General features: G+C 41.4%; 12 protein-coding genes and 2 tRNA genes. 4 read left to right on the top strand and 10 right to left on the bottom strand.

Annotated features, from left to right (window positions below):
* Nucleotides 1-12: 12 nt before the first annotated feature.
* Nucleotides 13-1,344: a TolC family protein gene (locus DXB58_RS15580; RefSeq protein WP_122137450.1), complete on the bottom strand. Its 1,332-nt coding sequence runs from the start codon at nucleotides 1,342-1,344 to the stop codon at nucleotides 13-15.
* 626 nt (nucleotides 1,345-1,970) lie between these two features.
* On the opposite strand from DXB58_RS15580, the gene DXB58_RS15575 reads away from it, so the two are divergent.
* On the top strand, nucleotides 1,971-2,528 hold the full coding sequence (locus tag DXB58_RS15575) for a hypothetical protein (protein WP_122137449.1): 558 nt from the start codon (nucleotides 1,971-1,973) through the stop codon (nucleotides 2,526-2,528).
* A gap of 148 nt (nucleotides 2,529-2,676) precedes the next feature.
* Here DXB58_RS15575 and DXB58_RS15570 read toward each other — a convergent pair whose 3' ends face one another.
* Both DXB58_RS15570 and ahcY read right to left on the bottom strand, forming a co-directional pair.
* Nucleotides 2,677-5,205, bottom strand: coding sequence for a YfhO family protein (locus tag DXB58_RS15570; RefSeq protein ID WP_122137448.1), 2,529 nt, complete (start codon nucleotides 5,203-5,205; stop codon nucleotides 2,677-2,679).
* A 116-nt stretch (nucleotides 5,206-5,321) separates the two neighbouring features.
* Nucleotides 5,322-6,740, bottom strand: a complete 1,419-nt coding sequence (gene ahcY / locus DXB58_RS15565) for an adenosylhomocysteinase (RefSeq protein WP_009000954.1) — start codon at nucleotides 6,738-6,740, stop codon at nucleotides 5,322-5,324.
* A 183-nt stretch (nucleotides 6,741-6,923) separates the two neighbouring features.
* Here ahcY and DXB58_RS15560 point away from each other — a divergent pair, with 183 nt between their 5' ends.
* Entirely contained in the window at nucleotides 6,924-8,126 is a 1,203-nt protein-coding gene (locus DXB58_RS15560; protein ID WP_122137482.1) for a PAS domain-containing sensor histidine kinase, read from the top strand.
* Nucleotides 8,127-8,266: 140 nt separating this feature from the next.
* Here DXB58_RS15560 and DXB58_RS15555 read toward each other — a convergent pair whose 3' ends face one another.
* Entirely contained in the window at nucleotides 8,267-9,955 is a 1,689-nt protein-coding gene (locus DXB58_RS15555) for a S41 family peptidase (protein WP_004302403.1), read from the bottom strand.
* Nucleotides 9,956-10,000: 45 nt separating this feature from the next.
* Nucleotides 10,001-10,990 (bottom strand): adenosine kinase, encoded by a 990-nt coding sequence (locus DXB58_RS15550; protein WP_009000957.1) that lies wholly within the window; start codon nucleotides 10,988-10,990, stop codon nucleotides 10,001-10,003.
* Nucleotides 10,991-11,067: 77 nt separating this feature from the next.
* Between DXB58_RS15550 and DXB58_RS15545 the strand changes: the two genes are divergently transcribed.
* Together DXB58_RS15545 and DXB58_RS15540 are read left to right on the top strand one after the other, a co-directional pair.
* Nucleotides 11,068-11,141: transfer RNA gene (locus tag DXB58_RS15545), tRNA-Asn, on the top strand.
* A gap of 28 nt (nucleotides 11,142-11,169) precedes the next feature.
* Nucleotides 11,170-11,243: transfer RNA gene (locus tag DXB58_RS15540), tRNA-Asn, on the top strand.
* Nucleotides 11,244-11,306: 63 nt separating this feature from the next.
* Here DXB58_RS15540 and DXB58_RS15535 read toward each other — a convergent pair.
* From DXB58_RS15535 to DXB58_RS15515, 5 genes are all read right to left on the bottom strand, one after another.
* Complete coding sequence (locus DXB58_RS15535; protein ID WP_009000958.1) at nucleotides 11,307-12,332, bottom strand: GntR family transcriptional regulator; 1,026 nt, start codon at nucleotides 12,330-12,332, stop codon at nucleotides 11,307-11,309.
* 131 nt (nucleotides 12,333-12,463) lie between these two features.
* On the bottom strand, nucleotides 12,464-14,716 hold the full coding sequence (locus tag DXB58_RS15530) for an FAD-dependent oxidoreductase (RefSeq protein WP_233527310.1): 2,253 nt from the start codon (nucleotides 14,714-14,716) through the stop codon (nucleotides 12,464-12,466).
* 73 nt (nucleotides 14,717-14,789) lie between these two features.
* Entirely contained in the window at nucleotides 14,790-17,285 is a 2,496-nt protein-coding gene (locus DXB58_RS15525) for a glycoside hydrolase family 3 protein (RefSeq protein ID WP_233527309.1), read from the bottom strand.
* Nucleotides 17,286-17,301: 16 nt separating this feature from the next.
* Entirely contained in the window at nucleotides 17,302-19,347 is a 2,046-nt protein-coding gene (locus DXB58_RS15520) for an SGNH/GDSL hydrolase family protein (RefSeq protein WP_199487973.1), read from the bottom strand.
* A gap of 2 nt (nucleotides 19,348-19,349) precedes the next feature.
* Nucleotides 19,350-22,778: a hypothetical protein gene (locus DXB58_RS15515; RefSeq protein ID WP_122137445.1), complete on the bottom strand. Its 3,429-nt coding sequence runs from the start codon at nucleotides 22,776-22,778 to the stop codon at nucleotides 19,350-19,352.
* Nucleotides 22,779-22,781 lie beyond the last annotated feature (3 nt).

Raw genomic sequence — 22,781 nt, 5'->3', positions numbered from 1 at the left:
TGTTATTTACGATTATTTGAGTAATGATTCTATTTGTCCGGTCAGTTTAAGCAGCATCAGGTTAGTCACCCGATAATTATAATGTGCACTGATATAGTTGTTTTGCGCTTCGCTCATTTGCATCTCGTCCTGCAACACTTCTGTCATAGAAGCGATACCCTCCCGATAACGGTCGGAGGTGACTGCATATACATCTTCGGCAAGCAAATAATTATCCTTCTGTTTCTTAAAATTACGCTGGTTGTTCATCAGGTCGTTCACGGCATTCAGATATTGAGTTTGTAGATTCTTACGGGCATCTTCCCATGCCAGCTTACTGTTCTCTATATCAATCATTGCCTTTCTGATTTTATAGGTTTTATCCAGCCCGTCGAAAATAGGGATACGTAAAGTCAGCCCCACTCCATAAGAACGAAACCAATGATTGGACGGACCGGAGTGAAACCAATGGTACCCTTTATCCGTATAAGCGGCATACCGCCAACTGCCTGTCAAGCTAAGAGAAGGAATATATCCGTTAGTGATTATCCTCTTTTGCCGCTCCGCTAATTGTACCTGCGATTGTGAAAGTTGAAGTTCATAGATATTTTCCGACAAGCCGGTCAAGGCTACCGTAGTAATACTATCTGTATTGACGGGCGTTAGTGCGATTTCTTTTTCTGCCGGATAATCCATAATATATTTCAGCATATTCAATTGTTGTTTCATCATTGCCTGCGCATTATCATATTGCACTTGCAGATTCTCTAAATTGATATTTACTCTTTTCAAGTCGACTTCCATAGACATTCCGTTATCGAAAAAAGCCTGTGTAATATCTCTCAACTCTTTCAGACGGGCGATATTAGCTTTTATCAACATGATCTGCTCGGCTGTAACTTGCCCGAGATAATACATCTTACTGATTTGAAGGATAACATCTTCCCTGGCTTTTCCATAAGACAAGCGGCTGATTTCTTCCATCACTTTAGCTATGGACATTGAAGTATAAAGAGTCTGATTGAAAAGGGGCATTTGCATTTCCAGCCCCGCATTAGCAGAATGTTGCAATGTCTCCGTTATATTATAAGGAACACCATAAGAGGATCCGTCAGTAACCGATACCGGGGGATCGAAATTGTTACTGTAACCGGCTATTGCATTAATCTGCGGCAACAGTTTCGAACGGTTTTCAGATACACCATATTTGTTCTTTTGTATTTCTTTGCGTTTCCCTTCTAACAACAAGTTATTATCAATACCAATACGGAGACAATCCTCTAATGTCAGAACCTCCACTTCCTGTGCTTTTCCATTTAGCGCAAGCAAGAAGAAAAAGGAAAAAATGAATAGTAGTCTTTTCATAATATATGCTCTATTATTGGCTACAAATTTAGCTGCTTACAGCCTAACAAGACTATCCACAAACTATTTGTTTATATTCATATTTTCCTTTTTCAACGTATGCATGGGTATATACTCTCTTCATATATAAAAACAGGAATCCTCTTTCAACCTATCACCTGCATTATCAAACCCTTTATCCATAGTGTTTTCAGAGCGGTGACAGGTTATCGGTAACCTATCACCTCATCTATCACCTATCACCATCTAAATTAAATAAGAGTTATGGCTAAAAAGAACATCAGCAGGTTCTTAATAGTCTTTCCCGTATTGATACGACTTGTTTCAAGCCGTGGAACTATCAGTTTCAAGCGTTAGAAACTAAAGTTTCAAGGCGGAGAAACAAGAGTTTCACACTGATGAAACAAAAGTTTCACGCCGGGGAAACTGTAGTTTCAAATGGGGGAACTACCAGTTTCAGTGCTTGAAACTCCTTTCCATCCCAGGGCATAGATGATATAAGGCCGCAGGAGAAAGTAGAGCAGAGCTTTTGATAGACAAATCTCCGCACTTAGTCGATTTTATTTTTATCTGTTCCGATATCTGCTTAGCTTTGGAGTATTAAAACAAATAAAAACATAAGAGAGATGAGAAAAAACATGAAATTGATAGGATTGGCAGTCTGCTTAACGTGCTGTGCAGGTTTTATAAATGCACAGGAAGCCAATGAGCCGCAAGAAAGGCAACAAGAAAAGCGTCTTCCGCGTGAGGTGTTGAATCCGGAAAAGGTAGCCACGCAGATGACAGACCAAATGAATAAGTTACTCCAGCTGACAGATAAACAATATAAAAAAATATACAAGCTGAACCTGAAAGAGCAGAAAGCATTCTTCAAGGCTATGCAAAATTCGGATGACCAACGTCCGCCAATGGGAGAAGGCCCTGGAATGCGGGGAGGACGCCCACCAATGGGTGGAGGCCAACCGCCTATGATGGGAGAAGGTGGTTTTCCCGGTAGAATGGGTGGTGGACCGATGATGAACAAAGATAACAATTCTGCCGATTCACAAAAGAAAGCTGCAGAAGCCAAAGAAAAGAAGATAAAAAATATTCTGACAAAAGAACAGTACAAAAAGTGGCAGGCTGAACAAAATGCCGCACGGAAAAAGGCTGTTCAAAGAAGAATGCACAAAGATAATCACTAACATCACACTTAATATGTTTCTATGAACAGCGTTTGTTTTTCATAATTTTTTAGTGAATGCAAAGTAGCGGCTCTCTTCGTGAGGAAGAGAGCCGTCCTTATTTTATAACCTTACAATACACTATAAGGTTGATGCTGTTACATTTTGCTTAAGGCTTCTTCGCTATCTTGCTCCGCTGCGTCCACGCAAGAAGCATAACTCCGATTAACAATAAAGCCAATGCTGCATAAGCAATACTTTCCGTGACGTGTATGCTTTGCGGATCAAACCACATCTCGATGGTATGTTCCCCTGCCGGCATATTTATCGCACGCAAGATATAATCTGCACGGGCAATATCCACCGGCTGGCCATCGATAGTCGCCTGCCATCCCGGATAATATATTTCAGAGAAAACAACAACTCCGTCTTTAGGAGTGGAAGCCTTATAAACCAAACGATTTGGCTCGTAACTGGTTAACTGGATGGTAGATAATGAATCTTTATATCCTTCTGTCACACCCTTCAGCTGTTCTTTAAACTTCACATCCACTACGGCTGTTTCCGTTGGAAGAATATCATTCAAAGCATCTATTTCTTCATTTGCATTATTTACATACTGCACCTTATCTACGAACCATGCATTACCGTATGCATAAGGATTCATAACAGGAACAGCCTGTCCTTGCTCTCCGGCAGGGAAAATGAAGTATTTGGTATTCAGCATATTCAGTACACGGAATTTGGAAGCATCCACACTGTCCATCTGTCCGCCGGCAGTGGCTACAGCCTGATAAGTTTCCTCCATTTCGGGCATAATGTGATGGTCTATCATTTCCTGATAGCGACGAAGCTTCGCTGCATGATAGCCGCCGACACTCTTATGCCAATATGCTGTATTGTTTTCGTTAAATGTATTACCGGGAAAACCGATGAAGTTCAGTACACGATAATTCGGAGTCGTATCCTGAAGAATAATCTCATCCGCCTGTGTCTTCACGAATGCTTCTGACTGTTTCGACTTCGGCACGAACTGTTCATCATTCAAATAGCGTTTATTGACACTCCACATATCTATCAGACACAAAAGCGCAATACCCGCCAGTGTAAAAGAGGCTTTCAACTTTCGGAGTTGATACAAGAATAAGAACAGGCAACCGATCACTATAATAAAGAAGCTGCGCCATGCATCCGAAGCAACGACAGCTTTACGCATTTCGGTCAGATTGGCTATAATCGGTGCAAGATGTTGGGCACGAGATTCAGCAGGAAGCACTTGCTCCAAAGTAGCTATTTCTTGTGCTGTAACAAAGCCGGAGGAGAAGACTCCCGGAGCAACCGCCAGGATCAGCGCCACACCGGCTGTTAGTATCAGGGTAGTAATCAATCCTCCGCGATTCTCTTTCAACTTCAACGTATCCGGCTTGGCCAGAATTTCTTTCAGAGCAAAAATCGCCAACAGAGGAATTGTAAATTCAGCTATCACCAGGATAGAAGATACGGCACGGAACTTATTATACATCGGGACATAATCGATGAAGAAGTCTGTCAGTCCCATAAAATTTTTTCCCCATGAAAGCAGAATTGAGAAAATAGTAGCTCCCAACAATGCCCATTTAAGGGGACCTTTCACAATAAAGCAACCTAAAACAAACAAAAACATCACAAATGCCCCTACATATACTGGTCCGGCAGTCCATGGCTGTTCACCGAAGTATTGTCGTGGAAACTGTGAATAGATGCCGCTATATAGCGGATTAGCCTTTGCCATGGCAACCTCGCTCTGCGCCATCGTAGCTCCTGATCCTCCCCCTTTTACATTCGGAACCAGCAACGTCAACGTTTCACCGATACCATAACTCCAGTTGGTTATATAATCACGATCCAATCCGCTACTAGTCTGACTGGCAGCAGCTCCCTCCTGCTTCAATTCGCTCTTGCCGCGCATCGTCTCCTTACTATATTCATACGTATGATACAGATTGGAAATATTGATGCAGACTCCTACCACGGCAGCCAGTGCTAAAACCCCACTAGCCTTGAAGAAATGAGGCAATTCTTTCTTTTTATAAGCATCTTCAAAGTAAGCTCCTACAAAAAACAGGATCACAAACATGAAATAATAGCTCATCTGAATGTGATTCGACTGAATCTGAAGGGCGATGAACAGGGCCGTAATGATTCCGCCCAACAGATATTTCTTCCGGTAAGCCAGAACGACACCTGCAATCGTAGGTGGTATATAAGCCAATGTCACAAACTTCCAGATATGCCCTGCCGGTATCAAAATGAAGAAATAGGAAGAGAATGCCCATATCACTCCACCTAATCCTGCCAGCCAGGCCGATATTCCGAATGCCCGCAAGAGGATATAGAATCCCAGCATCATGATAAAAGTCAGTACTACATAATTCGGGAGATAGAGGTGATAAACCTTCTCCACCCATTTCAAAGCTGTCGTCGAGTCGTAACTCGGAGACATCTGATAGGTAGGCATACCTCCAAAAATCGAATTCGTCCAGCGCGTACGTTCTCCGGTACGTTCAAGGTACTCTTTCGATTCTTGTCCTGCACCCACTCCGGCAGCCGTGTCATGCTGAAACAAGATACGACCTTCAATATCAGCCGGAAAAAAATAGGCGAAAGAAAGAATGATAAAAGCCAGAATGGCTATTAAGTCGGGAAGAAACTTCTTCATATAATTGAGAATTGAGAATTGAGAATTGAAAACTAAAAACCGAAAATAACAACCGCCGAATCATACCTTATCCCGCCAATTATTTCTCAATTTTTAATTCTCAATTCTCAATTTAATTAGTATCTATAATGATCTGCTTTATAAGGACCATCCACTGACACACCAATATAAGCGGCCTGTTCGGGAGTCAGCTTAGTCAGTTTCACACCGATCTTTTCAAGATGCAGGCGAGCCACTTCCTCGTCCAGATGCTTCGGCAAGCGATATACATTGATATCATATTTCTTGTTGAACAGTTCTATCTGTGCCAATGTCTGATTGGTAAATGAATTACTCATCACGAATGACGGGTGTCCTGTTGCACATCCCAGATTTACCAGACGACCATCAGCCAACAAGATGATGCTATGTCCATCCGGGAAATAATAACGGTCTACCTGCGGTTTGATATTCACACATTTGATGCCCGGATAATGTTTCAAAGCATCTACCTGAATTTCATTATCAAAATGGCCGATGTTGCAAACGATAGCCTGATCTTTCATCTTCGCCATGTGGTCGATACGGATAATATCGATATTACCTGTCGTAGTCACGAAAATGTTACCTTCCAGACAAGCCTCTTCCATCGTCACTACTTCGAAACCTTCCATTGCAGCCTGCAATGCACAGATCGGGTCTACTTCCGTTACGAGCACCCGCGCTCCGTAAGAACGCATAGAGTGAGAACAGCCTTTACCCACATCACCATAACCGCATACCACTACTACTTTTCCGGCAATCATCACATCTGTTGCACGCTTGATTCCGTCGGCCAACGATTCGCGGCAACCGTACAGATTATCAAACTTAGATTTCGTTACCGAGTCGTTCACATTGAATGCCGGGAACAACAATTTGCCTTCTTCCTGCATCTGATACAAACGGTGTACGCCTGTCGTAGTCTCTTCAGATACGCCACGCACCTCTTCCGCTACACGATGCCAGCGAGTACTGTCTTCTGCCAACACTTTCTTCAAGATGGCATTCAATTCTATTTCATCCTCTGCGTGTACTTCCTTATCCAATACGGCAGCATTATTTTCTGCATCATAACCCACGTGGATCATCATTGTCGCGTCACCGCCATCATCTACAATCACATTCGGTCCCTTGCCACCGTCAAAGCTCAATGCCTGCAACGTGCACCACCAATAGTCGGCAAGAGTCTCACCCTTCCATGCAAATACCGGTACACCGGCAGCAGCTATCGCAGCAGCAGCATGATCCTGCGTTGAATATATATTACAAGAGCACCAACGTACTTCAGCTCCTAAAGCCACTAATGTTTCAATCAGCACAGCCGTTTGAATGGTCATGTGCAACGACCCCATAATGCGGGCACCTTTTAACGGTTTGGATTCTCCATACTTTTCGCGAAGAGCCATCAGGCCGGGCATTTCTTTTTCTGCCAAATCGATTTCCTTGCGTCCGAAATCAGCAAGTGTAATATCTGCCACCTTATAGGGCAGAGTAGAGAATAATTCTGTAGACATATTGTAAATCATTTATATATAATGGATGCAAAGATAGAACATTCTGATTAGTAGGGCAAAAGCTATCCGTTTTTTTTATATTATAATAACTAGGGAGGCTGTCAGCATCTCGAAATATTGTCTTATATTTGCAACAGATAAAACAATTTCTACAACATTCTAATGAATAATAATGAATCTTCTATGAGAAATTACGAAAACAAAACAAAGGAGGAACTTTTAGAAATAATCGAACAATTAGAGGAGAAAATAGATTTTCTTTCCTCTCATTCTTCTTCTGATTCTTCCTATCCCTCCAAAGAACGTTTTCGTGATAAATATAGCACCCGGATACTGGATGCTCTTCCTGACATGCTCACCGTCTTCGACCATGACGCCAATATCATAGAGCTTGCTTCTTCTCCGGCAACTAATCACGTAGAAGGTATCAGCGCCAACAATATCACTACCACCAACGTAAAAGACATTCTGCCCAAAGAGGCCTATGAAAGTGTCCGCAAGAATATGGACAAGGTGATTCTCACAGGAGAAAGTTCAACAGCCAGACACGATCTCATGTTGGATGGTGTTTTACATCACTACGAAAACCGTATCTTTCCTTTGGATAAGGAGTATCTGTTGTGCATGTGCCGTGACATATCCCAACAATGGGAGGCGGAACGAACGAATGCCCAACAACAAAAAGAACTAAAGGCCGCCAGAATCAAAGCGGAAGAGTCGGACCGGCTGAAATCTGCTTTTCTGGCAAATATGAGTCATGAAATACGCACCCCGCTCAATGCCATTGTAGGATTCTCCAAACTAATCACTTATGCAACATCTGTGGAAGAGAAGAATCAATATTCGGAAATCATCGAACGAAATTCGGAAATGCTGCTGAATCTGTTCAATGATATTCTGGATCTGGCATCGCTTGAAGCTGATTCTCTAAAATTCAATATCCGCCCGATCAAATTAATAGATATCTGCCTGCAACTGGAACAACAATTCTGCCATAAGACGCAAAACGGTGTTAAACTCATTTTGGACGACGTAGATGCAGACATGTATACTTCGGGAGACTGGAATCGCATCATACAAATTATAAGTAACTTGCTTAGTAACGCTGCAAAGTTCACCCTCAAAGGAGAAATCCATTTCGGCTATCGGGAAAAGGAGGATTTTGTAGAGTTCTACGTTAAAGATAGCGGTATCGGCATTCCGGCAGCAAGAATTGCCACTATTTTCCGACGCTTTGGAAAAGTTAATGATTTTGTTCAGGGAACAGGGTTGGGATTAACTCTTTGCAGAATGTTGGTAGAGAAGATGGGTGGACGCATCTGGTTGCGCTCCCAAGAAGGACAGGGAAGCAGATTCTATTTCACCCTGCCTTTGATTCGCCAATAAAATCGATTAAGGATACAAATATCAGTGTCCGGGCATGATCTTACAGGACTTTTACAATTAAATATAGATATACAGAAAATGCGGCTTGTTGGTAACAAAGCCGCGTTTTCCGCATATATCCATGTTCGAAATATATTCATTTATTCCTTAGCAGCCGGAGCACTAAGCATTTCTTTATATTTCACCGGATCATTCAGAATTTTCATTGCTTCCTTCAAACCGTCATCATCCTTCAACTGCTGGATGATATTACCACGTTGGTAATAGTAACGCTTGATAATTTCAGTAGCAATCATCTTCTTTATATCAGATGAGAAATAATCCAAGTCGCGATCAAGATCATGGTTCAACTTCTTCTCAAGTGCTTTAAACTCTTCTGAAGCATCATCCATATACCCTTCAAACTCGGCAGCTTCTTTCAACGTTTTCAAAATTTTCTCGCTTTGCTGATCATATTTGAAGTCGGCTTTCTTCACCAACGCTTTAAAATCATTATAATCGGCATCTGTCACCTCAAACTTCTCCGGAGCAACGATGGTAGGATGTTTCAAACAATACTGTGTTGCATAATCGAAAATCAGATTATCGCGTACCAGATAGAAGAGGATATTCGGTAATTTCTCCTGTTTGATAACAATATCCGGCATTACACCACCTCCGTCGCGTACTTCACGTCCGGCAGCCGTATGGAATACCTTAGTCAAACTATCAGGAATGGTTCCTACACTTCCATCTTCATTACGATGCTTGTAATCAATAGCCTGTACACAACGGCCACTTGGAATATAATATTTGGAGGTAGTCACTTTCATCGTTCCGCCATAAGGCAAAGAGCGGGGAACCTGTACCAGTCCTTTTCCGAAGGTACGATTACCAACGATAACGGCACGGTCGAGATCCTGCAGAGAACCTGATAAAATTTCAGAAGCAGAAGCGGTTCCACTATTTACCAGTACCGCAATCGGAATATCCAAATCCAACGGTTCGCGCAATGTCTTATAAGTGTTACTAGCCTGTTTGATTTTTCCTTTTGTCGTCACAATCACCTTTCCACGCGGTAAGAAATAATTCGCAATTTCTACTGCTTCATCCAGCAATCCGCCGCCATTACTACGAAGGTCTATCACCAACGAAGTAGCGCCCTGTTTCTTCAAATCCAGAAATGCTTTCTTAAACTCTTTGGAAGGGTTGCCGGAGAAAGTGCTAAGGCTGATGTAACCCACCTTATTATCCAACACGGCAGTATAAGGAATCGCCGGATTCTGAATAGACTCACGTACAATCGTGAATTCCATCGGTGTACGTCCACCTTTCTCATTCGGGCGCTCAATCTTTAGCTTAAAGCTGGTACCTGCCTGTCCGCGTAACATCTGGCTGACTTCCGCGTTATTCTTACCGGCAAGATCCTGTCCGTCAATCTCCATCAGGATATCTCCCGCTTTCAGACCGGCTTTTGCAGCAGGCGTTCCCTCGAACGGTTCAGAAATCATCGAACGCTTTAGTTTCGTATTATAAGCAATGTAAGAACCCATTCCACCAAATGATCCTTTAATCATCTGCTCCAGTTCACTCTGATCTTCTTCCGGGAAATATTCCGTATAAGGATCCAGCGTATAAAGCATATTATCGATTCCTTCCCGAATCGTTTTATTCGGATCAATGGTATCTACATAGAACATATCCAGTTCTTTCACAATCGCATTAAATATATCCAGATTCTTTGCAATCTGGAAATTACGGTCGTCTCCACTCTTGAAACTAAAGAAAGCAACTGTGGCTATCACCGCTACTGCAACAATAGCTATCTGCCTGTTCAGCAATTTTTTCATACCTCTTTCAATCTAAATGAGTCGTAAAAGTAGCTCAATCCTTTGTTATTCCGCCAGAATCCTGTTAATATTTAACTTAATTTCATCCCAACGTTCCTGTGGTATCGTTGTTCCGATTACCTGAATAACATTTCCCGAGAGAATAGAACCTATTTTTGCACATTTATCCAACGAATATCCGCAAGTCAATCCGTATAAGAATCCGGAAGCAAAATAATCACCGGCACCGGTAGTATCCACCACTTTTTGAACCGAAATGGCCGAAACCTTTATTTCTTCTGTCCCTTTGCGGATATAAGAACCGTTTGCCCCGACTTTTACGATAGCAATACTGCATTTTTTGGCAATCACTCTCAAAGCTTCCTCCGGCTCCTTGCCAGTAAAGGCTTTCGCTTCCTCTTCGTTTGCAAAGACAATGTCGACATATTTGTTGATTAGCAAGGTGAAGAATTCCAGATCATTAGCCACAATGTTATAACTAGCCATATCGAGACAAATCTGCAAACCGGCTTCTTTAGCCAGTTCAATGGCATGAAGAATCATTTCGTGGTCCTGAACAAGATAGCCTTCTATGAATAGGTACGCGTAACCTTTAAACATATCCAAGGTCAGTTCCTCTGCTCTCAAAGAAGCCGCTGCTCCCAGATAGGTTCCGAAAGTGCGCTCTCCATCCGGTGAAATAAAAGTGGATGCCACACCGGAAGGCAGTCGATCTGAAGTCAATAATTTGTCTTCAATCTTATTTTTCTGCAGATTTTCACGAAAAAATTCTCCATAATTATCATTTCCCACTTTTCCGATAAACCCTGTTCCGGCACCCAAACAAGCCAGTCCGAGGATGGCATTTCCTGCCGATCCGCCTGTTGCCAAGTGGGTTTTCATCTGTGAAAATTTCGTGTTAATCTGCTGTAACTTAGCGTCATCGATGAGCTGCATGCTTCCTTTGGGTAAACCCATTTCATCCAAAAGAGTATCATCCTTCAGGGTTGCGAGTACGTCTACCAGGGCGTTGCCCAATCCTATTATTTTGTCCATTCCTAATATTTTTTTTGCAAAGATATTGCATATTTCAAAAAAACCTAGTACTTTTGCATCGCAATTGAGAAAAACATTCTTCCTTAGCTCAGTCGGTTAGAGCATCTGACTGTTAATCAGAGGGTCCTTGGTTCAAGTCCAAGAGGAAGAGCAAAGTTGAAAATCTTGATTGCAAACATTCTTCCTTAGCTCAGTCGGTTAGAGCATCTGACTGTTAATCAGAGGGTCCTTGGTTCAAGTCCAAGAGGAAGAGCAAAAAAAGAAGCCACCTGAATGGGTGGCTTTCTTTTTTCAATATCATTAATAGAACTTTCTTTTAAAGAGAGTTACGTATAATCACTTTCGTCGGGTTACGCTTATATATTATATTTTTATTCAAGATAACAGAAGCCGCAGCCTTCCCCATCATCTCAAAATCTGTAGAAATGACAGTAATACCTCCTTCCAATATTTCTTTTACAGCTGTGTCATTATAAGAAATCAAACCTATTTCCTTACCTAACTCATATCCTTTCTTCTTTGCCAGTTTAATCAAGGATACATCATCCGTATCATATCTACTAAAAGTAATATAAGCATTCCCTTTACGGAAATTTTTCTCTTCTACATTCGATTCTATAGAATATGGCAGTTCACTTTTTACACAATAGTGCAGAAAACCATCAATTACTTGTTGTGCATGAATTGCTTCCGGACGCGCTATCAGAATCAGTTTTTCATATTTTTTCAACCGATCCTGCAACTGTAAAAGACTACAATAGATATCATAGCCATAATCTTGATAAATACAACTATAGTTACCACTCAATCCTTGTTGGTTATAATCTATGATTATTCTTTTTTCAGCCGGAATCAGGTTTAAAACATCTGTCACATCTTCCTTCAAAAAAGTAGCTATAATATAATGCGTATAATTGCCCAAGTTTTCTTTAATGAGTTTCTCAAAAACTTTATAGTTATGATGATGAAAGTAAATGTCAATATCTCCCACATCTTTCAAAGATTTGAAGATAGAACGATAGATCTGTTCACGCATCACATTCATCTTATCCAATAACAGAAATACATGATAAGAATGGTTTATAGAGACCTTCTTTACAAAATACCCTTTTCTATAAATTGCTTCAATTACCCCCATCTCCAACAAGTAATTCAACCCTTTCAGCAAAGTCTCCTTACTCATGCGCAATTGCGTTTGCAGTTGGTTAAGTGAAGGTATTTGATCGCCTATCTGAAGTGTTCCATCTTCAATTAGTGAATTAATATAATCCACTAACTGAAGATACTTCATTCGTGAAGCAGGTTTCTTCTGTTCCGTTATATCAAGATTTTCGTTTTGCATTACGACCAAGATTAAATAAAATTTTAGCAAATATACTTAAATACCATGATAAAGCAAACTATTAGACAGACAAAATCTTGTACCTTCTCCACACTCTCACAAGAACAATATTTTATTCAAAATATATTGAGTTATTCATAACACTTTACTGCAAATAAAGCTGCTGGAATCAGGCCGGAAGGATGTTCCAGAACGATTCTGATCTCATCCGTAACCAACTTCTCTGGAAATATAATCTCATTTATCGATTGATGATTATCATTCTTCTCATAAATCAATTGATTTGTGCCATCATATATTCTATATTTCTCTACACAGAACGGCATTTTATATTCCGGATGTGTCATTTGAACTGTTTCCATAGGCTGATCATAATCTGTATCAAAAAAGAGAGAGAGCTTCCCGACAGAAATAGCAGCATCCCATTTAATTGTCAAAGTCGGATTCGGATCTTTCAATTCTGCCACCCAAGCATTGGGTGATTGAACTGGACGGTCAATACCATTATTAATATTCGAAACAGGAAAAGCATAACAGTCTTTTTCTGTTCGAATAGCGATATTATATCCCTCTGGTCTCCGCTTCGGACACCAGAATTCAAATTCCTCTATTCCAATATCTTCTGGGGGAGTTTGTTTTCCAAAATTGGAAACAGCTTCATTCACCGTATTAAATACAGACAAAATTCCAGTAATCCTTTCTTGAGTATATTGCAACTGCACCAAAGGATTTTTCTTGAAAACAAGAAAAACATATTGCTCCTCCGGCATCACAGTTCCAAAAACTAACTCTAACTGTTGTTTACCTTGATGCAAAGCTAGTATTTTAGTTTCCAGAACCACATCCGGAGTATGATTGAATGCTTTACTGCTAATACGAAGTTCCACTTCCAAAGCTGTTTCTTCAGAAGCACAAAGATCAACTTGCACTTTTCCCAATACATCCCCTTTTTGTAAAGGAATCATTTGAGCTACAGACTCATCCAGCACCTGCATCTCCCCATCCGCCGGAAACCCCTTAAAATGGTACTCACTGGATGCAGTCAAAGTAGCTTTCGTTACCAAATTCTCTTCGTCCCTGATTATCATATCAGGGATATACTGCCCCATTCTTGATAATTTCTTCTGCAATTCAGATACTTTCCCTAAAGAATATACTTCTCTCGGAGAGATGTTTTCTTTCAGACACATCGCCGCAGCCATCGCAACAGCCTGAGCACTGTGTGCAGAAGTAGCCATTACACGGGTTGAACCGAAAGCAACATGCGATACACTAATAATTCTTCCTGCAAGGAAAAGATTCTCAATTCCCCTGCTATAAAGACAACGGTAAGGAATCTGATATACCCCTTTCGCATGCCACTGATTACAAGCAGATTCCTCACCGAACACGCCGGCTGCCGGATGTAAATCAATACTCCATCCGCCATAAGAGACCGCATCTTCATGATGTCTTTGTTCTATGACATCCTGCTGGATCAGCATATAGTCGCCTTCAAACCTTCTGCTCTCCCGTTTTCCGGGAATACAGCCTACCCATTCCAGCGTCATTGTCTCCGCTTCCGGATATTTACCCGAGTTCTTGATATAATCCCACGCTCCATAAATAACCTTCCACAGTTCCCATTTAATTTGTTCGGTATCATGTACCGTATCCAAGTCGCCACCATATTCAACCCACCATAATTTACAACCATGTTCTTTCGCATTGAAACTACGAAATCGGGGAACAGTCTTCGTAACATCCATTGCATAAGAAGGAGCTACATATTTAACCGGCTTGCCAGTATCCTTTGTGTAGAAATATAAACTGTGTCCCAAAAGTTCACCATAATCCTCTGCCGGTGCAAACTTTTCGCCAAACTCCTCTCTGCTTTCAGCCCCCATACGGTAAGGAGCCCCGGAAAGAAAACCGACAACGCCATCACCGGAAGCATCACAAAATAAAGGAGCAGTTATTTCGTACATAGTACTGTTCTGGCTACAAAACCCTCTGACACTTTCTATTTTATGACCGGCACTCTTTTTTACCTCATACACGCAAGTATTCAGCAATAAAGTTATATTTGGTTCGCTTACCACCTTGTCAAGCATGACAGAATCAAAAATGATCGGATTTCCCTCCGGATTACGGAACGTATTTTCCACCATAATTTCATCTATCACACCGCCTTCACGCGCCCAGCGATTATTATTTCCCATATGAGAAGTTGCTCCAAGCATCCACAACCTTATTTCGCTGGAACCATTCCCCCCCAATACCGGACGATCTTGTATAAGTACCACTTTCAGACCTTGGCGAGCCGCGGTTATAGCAGCACAAACCCCTGAAATACCTCCGCCTACTATTACAAAATCAGCCTGAAGGACATCCGTGTTAAACATTCTCACACTATTAAACTTATCAAGTACCATCTTCTCGTATCTAATTAATTTTACTTCTATTTTAGCTCTAAACCTACTTTTCTATCTGTATCACCTTACGCAACCGGATGTCGTCAGACGCACTTCCTACAAGCACCTCGTAACTTCCCGCATCATAATCAAAATCTTTCAATTCCGTCTTATAATAAGAAAAAGCATCCTTATCCAACGTTATTTCTATTTCTTGTACGGTATTTTTCCTAATAAAATGCTTGGCAAACCCTTTAAGCTCCTTATAAGGTCTTTCAACCTTCGGGTTTATAGGTCGAATATATATCTGTGCTGTTTCTGCTCCGTCATGCTTCCCTGTATTTTTTACAGTAAACCGGATCTTAACCACCAAGTCTCTGCCTTTTTCCCTATCTATACGTAAGTCAGAGTATTTAAACGTGGTATAAGACATTCCATAGCCGAATGCAAATTGAGGTTTCGTTTCACTGACATCATAATGCCTATACCCCATAAAAAGTCCCTCTTTATATTCTACCCGCTTATCACCATCCACATCGTAATAATATGGATAGGCCGGATTATCTTCCCATTTCTTTTCAAAAGAGATAGGTAGTTTCCCACTGGGGTTTACCTTCCCAAACAGAATTTCAGCAACAGCCGTTCCACCCTCCTGACCGGCATACCACAAATGTAACAAAGAAGGAACTTTATCTATCCATTTTGACATATCCACATTTCCACCCGCATTCAGCAACACAACCGTATTGGGATTGGCAGCCGTAATACACTGTACTAAACTATCCTGATATTCGGGCAACTCGAAAGGACGATCATTACTTTCACGTTCACTACTTTCATTAAATCCAATGTTCACAATAGCCACATCAGATTTCCTGGCAATCTCTACAGCCTCATCAAAAAGCAATCTATCCTCTCTCCATCCAAAAGAAATATCAACAGGATGCACATTAGCAAAATATTCAAGGACAACAGGATATTCCTTCCCGGCCTCCAACGCCAATACAGTCTCACGAGTCGTTATTCCTTGGTCTCTCCACTCATTAATCAGCATTTCCGTACCAATCTTCAAGCGGAACCCATCGAATCCTCTGACTATGAACCGGTAATTAGCAGTCTTCTCCGGACGTACGACTCCACTCCATCGCATGGAACAGTGGTCATACGGAATACCTTTGTTTTCGGCAGCAATATGCCAGCCGTTACCTATATTAACAATCGTATCTATCACAGTTCTTGCCGGCGCTCCCTTTAAACGAATATTATCAAAGTATTCAGCTTTAAGTCCTTTAATCCGACTCCCCGCTTCTGTGTAAAAAATTGCATTAACAACTGTTTCTGTCAAGGTAGGTACTCCGGGTGCATACGAAATCTGAAGATCCTGTCCGACATTCTTTAACCCATCCAATACTGAAACAGAATGAAACGGAAATGTATAAGAACTTCCACCTCCCGATATATAAGAGTTTGCATTAGGACCAATCACAGCAACTGACTTCACTTTTGAAGGATTCAATGGAAGTAGATCATTCTCATTCTTCAATAATACAATACCTTCTCTAGCCAACTCCAATGCCACTTTTGCCGCTTCCGGATTATTGTATGGAATAGAGCTATCCAACTGTTCATTATCAAAAAAACCGAACCGAAACATTATCCTCAGAATTCTCTTCACTTTCTCGTCAATAGTCGCTTCCTTCACTTTTCCAGCTTTTATCGCAGGCATCAGATTCTCCTTATTCATCCATTTGGCACGCGGCATTTCCAAATCCAAACCACCATTAGCAGCCTCCACAGCGTCATAAGTAGCCGACCAGTCACTCATAACAATTCCATCAAATCCCCATTGTTTTCTCAACACCTGATTATTCAAATAATCATTCTGCGTGGCATGTACTCCATTCACCGGATTATAGCTATCCATAACGGCACCCGCACCAGCTTCCTGAATGGCGGCTCTATAGACAGGCAGATATATTTCATGCAACACACGCTCATCAATATCACTGCTTACATTGTTCCTGTCCCACTCCTGATTGTTCGCAGCATAATGTTTCAGAGTAGCCACCACTTTCTGATCCTGCAATCCTTTTACGTAACCTATAGCTACCTGAGAGTTCAAATATGGATCTTCCGTGAAATACTCAAAATTTCTTCCGCACAAAGGAGAACGAACGATATTCACACCCGGTCCCAATAATATATGTACACCACGTGCTTTAGAATCTCTCCCCAATTGCTTTCCCAATTCATACACCAGCTCTCTGTTCCAGGTCGAAGCAGTCAGTACCCCTGCCGGATAAGCTGTCGATTTTCCATCTTTATGCGTACCGACAGGACCATCCGTCAACTTTATCTCGGGCACGCCCAAACGTTCGATTCCCCTTATATAAAAGCCTTTATATCCTCCTATATAATCTAATTTTTCTTCCAATGTCATGCGGTGGAGCAAATCATTCGTCCTGTCCTCCACAGGAGCTGTTTTATCTTTATATATCTGAGCAAAGCCGCCCATAGAAAAACAACTCAAAATCCCAGCGATCATTAAATGCTTCATCATTCTATTCTACTATTTGTTATTTAATATACTTGGAGATAACCTCTTTCCACACTGCATAACCTTCAGCCGTCAGATGTAACCCATCCTCCCGATAATGTTCCGGAAATAATTCCCCTTTTGGTGTAAACATCGGATTATATACATCTGCGTAAGCAGTATTCATTTGTTGCTCTACAAACTCTTTTATCAACGCATTTGTCTGCTCGATCCTCTCTTTGTCCTTCAATCTCCGCACAGACGGTTTGATAGAAATAAAGATAATTTCCGCTTCCGGTTTTTCTTTCCGGAGAATAAAGAACAATCTCTTAATCTGCTCCAATATTTCATCCGGAGTCCATTGGTAACCAATATCATTATCTCCTTCGTAAACAAAAATCTGTTTAGGATGATAAGGGCTTATCAAGCGGTCTTTGTAATTAATCAAATCTATTGTTTTCGTGCCGGAAACTCCCCGGTTAAGAACCGGCTTCCCGGGAAAATCATCTGCCAAAGTTTTCCAATTCTCCATCGTCGAACTACCCACAAAAAGAATCAAATCTTTTGCCGGAGGATTGATGGAATCCGCCTTTTCATAACGCTTCATTTTCTGTTCCCACTTCAGTTGTTGTGGCAGTTTAGGCACTCCCTTTATGCGTTCGCATGGAATCGGTTTTCCACGTAAGAGTATCCTTCCCAAATAAATTGTAGACTGATCATACTTTTCAGGATGAGCTGTTATATCCTCCCATTGTTTATTACCGAGTATTTTTTTCTTGTCAGCTTTCTCAGAAGAGACTCGAATAGTTACTTGATGAATACCTTTTTTCAACTTTATCACATCATACTGCCCCCGATAACGATTGTTACACCAAGAATTAAAACGATTCAAAGTATAATTCCCGATACGATCATTCGCCTCATATAGATGAAAACCTTTAGTACTAATCTCTTTCAATCGAACAAATTTTCCATCAATCAGAACTTCCACTTGCCCTACTTCTGGACCGCCAATATCAAATAAGCCTATCATATCTCCTTCAAAGCCAAAAGAAAATGATGACCCTTCCTTACTACTAGTCATCACTGTATCGAACCAGCCAGAAAACTTCTTTAAAGAAGGGGTCACTGATGTATTAATCTCTTTCCATGAATTATCAAAAGAAGCAATCTGTGAAGGGATATACATTTCGGCTTCTTCCCACTCCGAACCGAAAAGCGGTTCAGGAAGCATATGTACCTGCGAAGCACTATTTTCTTTTCGTATTTTCTCCAGTCCTCGTGCAATCGCGGAAGCATATAAGTTCCCTCCATCAGTGATAGGGTGTACCCCGTCATTAGAGAATAAAATTTTCCCAACGGCAACTTCTTTGGTCCCTTTCCAAAGTAGCTTACCAGCCTTTTCAAGTGCTGCCGCCTCCATGCCTAAATGAATAGAAGGGAGTTGGTAATACGTTGCAATATCTTCCAATCTTTTAATCACTTGTGGAACATCCCCTTTCTGATAGACAGTAGTCTGATTCGTATAAATCGTATAAATCAAACAAATATCCGTATGAGGATTCTCTTTTATAATCTTTCGGATCATTCCCTCCATTCCGTCAGGATAACCACCATTTGCGGCAAATTCAATAAAAATAAGATCCGGTTTGTACTGTAATACTTGTTCCCGAATCCGGAAAGCACCCAAATCCGTACCCGTACCAGACACTCCGGCATTAATCCATTTAAAACAGGTATTAGAAAAAGTATTTTCCATGTATCGGGTAGTTTGCAAACGATAGCAATAATCTCCTTGCGTTATACTACCACCAATAAAAGCAACCGTAATTTCCTGCTCTTTCTTTATTTTTGAGTAAAAGTTAGGAAGCCCCTTTCTTACCGTACATTCTTTCTCATCATAATAATTTCCGAGTTGTATCAATGGAATTTCCTTATCTGCCGTTGTATACACCAAAGGAGAGGCCCCTGCCTGCGAAGCAGCAATCTTATCCAAATCAGCGCGACTTTGTCCATAAACGCAGGGAAATACCGTCATTAATACCATTCCTGCAATAATAGTCCCTAATTGTCGTATCTGTATCATTTTCATTTTGAATTAAGTATGATTTCCTCCGTTTTATCTACCTGTCCTTTCGAACTCACCGTTACTTTGACAATGGCTTTTTCGTCCATTCCCAATTTATAGAAACTCCATTCAAAGGGATAAGAAGAAACAGTACAAGATTGTCCATTACACACCACCGATACCGACATTTCTTTTTCCTTAGCCGGCGCAGTTTCAGCAAACCCATATACTGAATCCCATCCGAATGGAGAACGGATACGGAATAAGAACACCTTACCGAAAGGTTCTCCCATATCAACCACTTTTATTCCATTTTTCAATACAGGGTAACGATTCTCCTTGCGAGTTTCAGCTAAAGGAAACGCCAAAGCCCTGAAACCTTTCCCCGGAACAGATACCTTAATCGCATTTCCAACCCGGTTTACTTTTGCTGTCTTCCCTTTCTCCGTATATTGTACAATATCACCTTGACCAACCAATTCGGCAACCTTGTCCAAGCGAATAGTAAGTGATTCTTCTTGTTTAGATTCACCGGATAAAATCACCCAAAAATACTTATCGGAAACCGCAGTCAGATAGTTTACTGTCGGATTATCTATCTGAATCAACCCTTTCTTTATCCAAAGTTTTGCCTTGCTGTCTCCAAATATTTTCCCCTTCTCATTCCCGTAGATACGGTTCGTAAACCATACAAAGCCTTCCTGCTTGCAGAATGGAAAGTTAATATTCCCATTAGAACGTTCTATAGCTTCAGACACCAGGTAATCCCATGTAAATGCCAAATGGGGCGGAATATGGTGATAATAGATAGAGCTTACATCCGGACCCTTATAAGGAAAGTCTGGTGACAGAGTAATATCTGTATATCCTGTAGCATAATATCCCGGATAATTTGTAAACCGCCCAATCACTCCATTCCGGGCATAAGTCTCGTAAATAGGCTTACGAGTATATTGATAGAGACGAAGCAGATGAGGAGCCCAGTTGCTCATAAAGACCGGACGCACTTGCTTTCCCTTTGTCCGCAGGAAATAAGTGGAAGGCTGTTCAAAACCTAGTCCGACCGGTGAAACAAGCCATTCCGGCACTTGCTTCTCTTGCGCATCGTTCGCCACGCGGGGGAATCCCAGACGATATTTCTCTTTTCCTTTCCACCACAGGTTTGTATTCCCATCAAAACGGTTTCCCGGATGAATCGTTTGTAAATCCTCTGTAACGGTAGGGAAAGATCTGATTCCCGCGATGGTATTAGAAGCTCCATATTGAGCCGCTTTCAAATATTTCTCTTCTTTTGTCAACTCATACAAGTCAATCAAGTCCCACCACGGAGCATACACATTCGTATTATAAAAAGACATCAATCCCACCGGTTGGGATGAGTTCTTATATATCTGCAAATCTATATACCGGTCGGCTGTAGAAGTAGCAAACCGTTTCCATTTCTCGTCTCCTGTCAAATTATAAGCGGAGATAGCCTGCACCCAAGAGAGAACTTGTGTAGAATATCCCTTTGTTTTTCTCAATGTATCCCCCGGCAAAGCAATAGAAACCAGCCACGGATTCAACCCTCCTAACAGACGATGTAAACCTTCATAATAAGAAGTATTGAACTGGGAATTAAAAGGATTGAGCCGAAGCGTCTCAAGCGTCTTGTTGTATCCGCTTGGAACCAGGTCTGTAGCCCATCTGTATCCACTCCGAGACAATGTATATTCTATTGTTGGCAAAGAGCGTGACAGATAAAACTCCTCGTCTTCCGAGAGGACAGACGCTGCGATAATTGCCAAAGGAGCAGCATGTACTACCGTCGGAGCCGTTTCCGGATCCCCTTCAATATCATAGAATCCTTTAAGATGGGCATCCCATCCGCCATACTCTTCATTACGCATCAAATCCAGAATATTAAACATTGCCTCAGTCAGTGATACCTCTTTTTGCTTCCTGTAATCTTTTACCTTATATACTTGATCCGAAATATATTCTATCACCTCATTCCAACCTGCCGGAAGTATGCCTACCACAAACTTACGTTCAATCACCTGTCCTGCCTTCACATGAGAATCCTTCATCCCCATAACAGGAGCAAAAGCTACCGGCTGAACCACATTCTGCTCATTCTTGACGGAAAATCCCATCGGAGAAAAATCTACACTTCCCCATTCTTGCGGGAAAGTACTATCATCCCCACATATAAACGATGACATTACTCCACCCAAAGGAGTAGCAGATTCTGCAATAGCTAACGGCTGTTGCATCATTGAAGAAAGCATCATCACCGGATGTGAAGAAACTCGTTTATACTGAAACATCGGCGAAAGAAGTATATTACTCATATTCGGTTGGGGCACAGGCTGAAAAGCTGAAAGCCCCATACTATACATTCCATCAGTAGCCGGACGACAAGATAATCTCACCTCAACATGATTGCCTTTGGCAGGCAGCGTCCAGTAACCAGTGATAGAAGATCCATTCTTCGTAATATATTGTACTTCAATACTGTTATTGTCCTTGTTCACAGCTTTCACCGGAATAGCTTCACTGAGCACTCCCGCAACATAAGGATTCAAATAATCCTCGTCAGACTGTACCGTGTATTCTTTTCCACCAACAGTAAATGAACTTTTTGACACCGCATTCTTCCAGGAAGGAAAGAATTTATCATTATCTACCGGACTTTGCTCCGCAGTAATAAGAAATACCTTATGGTCTTCCATAGTAGACAAGAAACGGCGCCAGATTCCTTTCACCTTAATTTCTGTCCGGCAGGCAATCGCCTGGTTGTTTGCTCCAGCTTTTACAAAACTCACCCGAATATTCGGATTCTCTATATTAGCCACCACCTCTGCATCGGGCGATAATAAAAGCGGAGTAGACACATTATCAAAACCCGAACCTTTCGTCTCTATTTTAACGGGATTTTTTCTCCATTTGCCCACTTCTTTTCTATCCATCTCATTGGGGTTGATAGAGTGATCTTTTACTAATAGGATTGCGTCACATCGGCCGAAATTCCTCTTCGTATCATGCAATCGCAATAATACCTGTTTTTTTGCCAACTGCACACAGCCTGCATTTTCCCAATAGAATCCGACTTTTCCATGTTTTCCAGATTCTTTCATTGGTTTCTCATCCACACTTAAACGGAATAAGCGTGTCCCCGGCAGTTTATCATAATCCGCTGACCTCACCCATACATTATAGTCTCCTTCTTCCATTATATTGACGACCGTAAGCGCATCAAACTGTTCATCAAGACTTCCGCCACCGTTCAAACGGAGCATTGCACTCCCCATGTAATCTGCCGATCTATCTGTTGACCATTTTCCTTTGAACTGAAAAGCCTCAGCTTCAATCAAATATTTATCTTTTTGCGCATATATATTCAATCCTCCAACCACCAAAAAAAGGGTGCAAACAAGATTCTTTACTATCCAGTGATTTATGCTCATATC

The sequence above is a fragment of the Bacteroides sp. OM05-10AA genome (assembly GCF_003439055.1).
In the GTDB taxonomy this organism is placed as follows: domain Bacteria; phylum Bacteroidota; class Bacteroidia; order Bacteroidales; family Bacteroidaceae; genus Bacteroides; species Bacteroides intestinigallinarum.
Note: the sequence above shows the minus strand (reverse complement) of the source record. Positions and strands in the feature narration are given on the sequence as shown.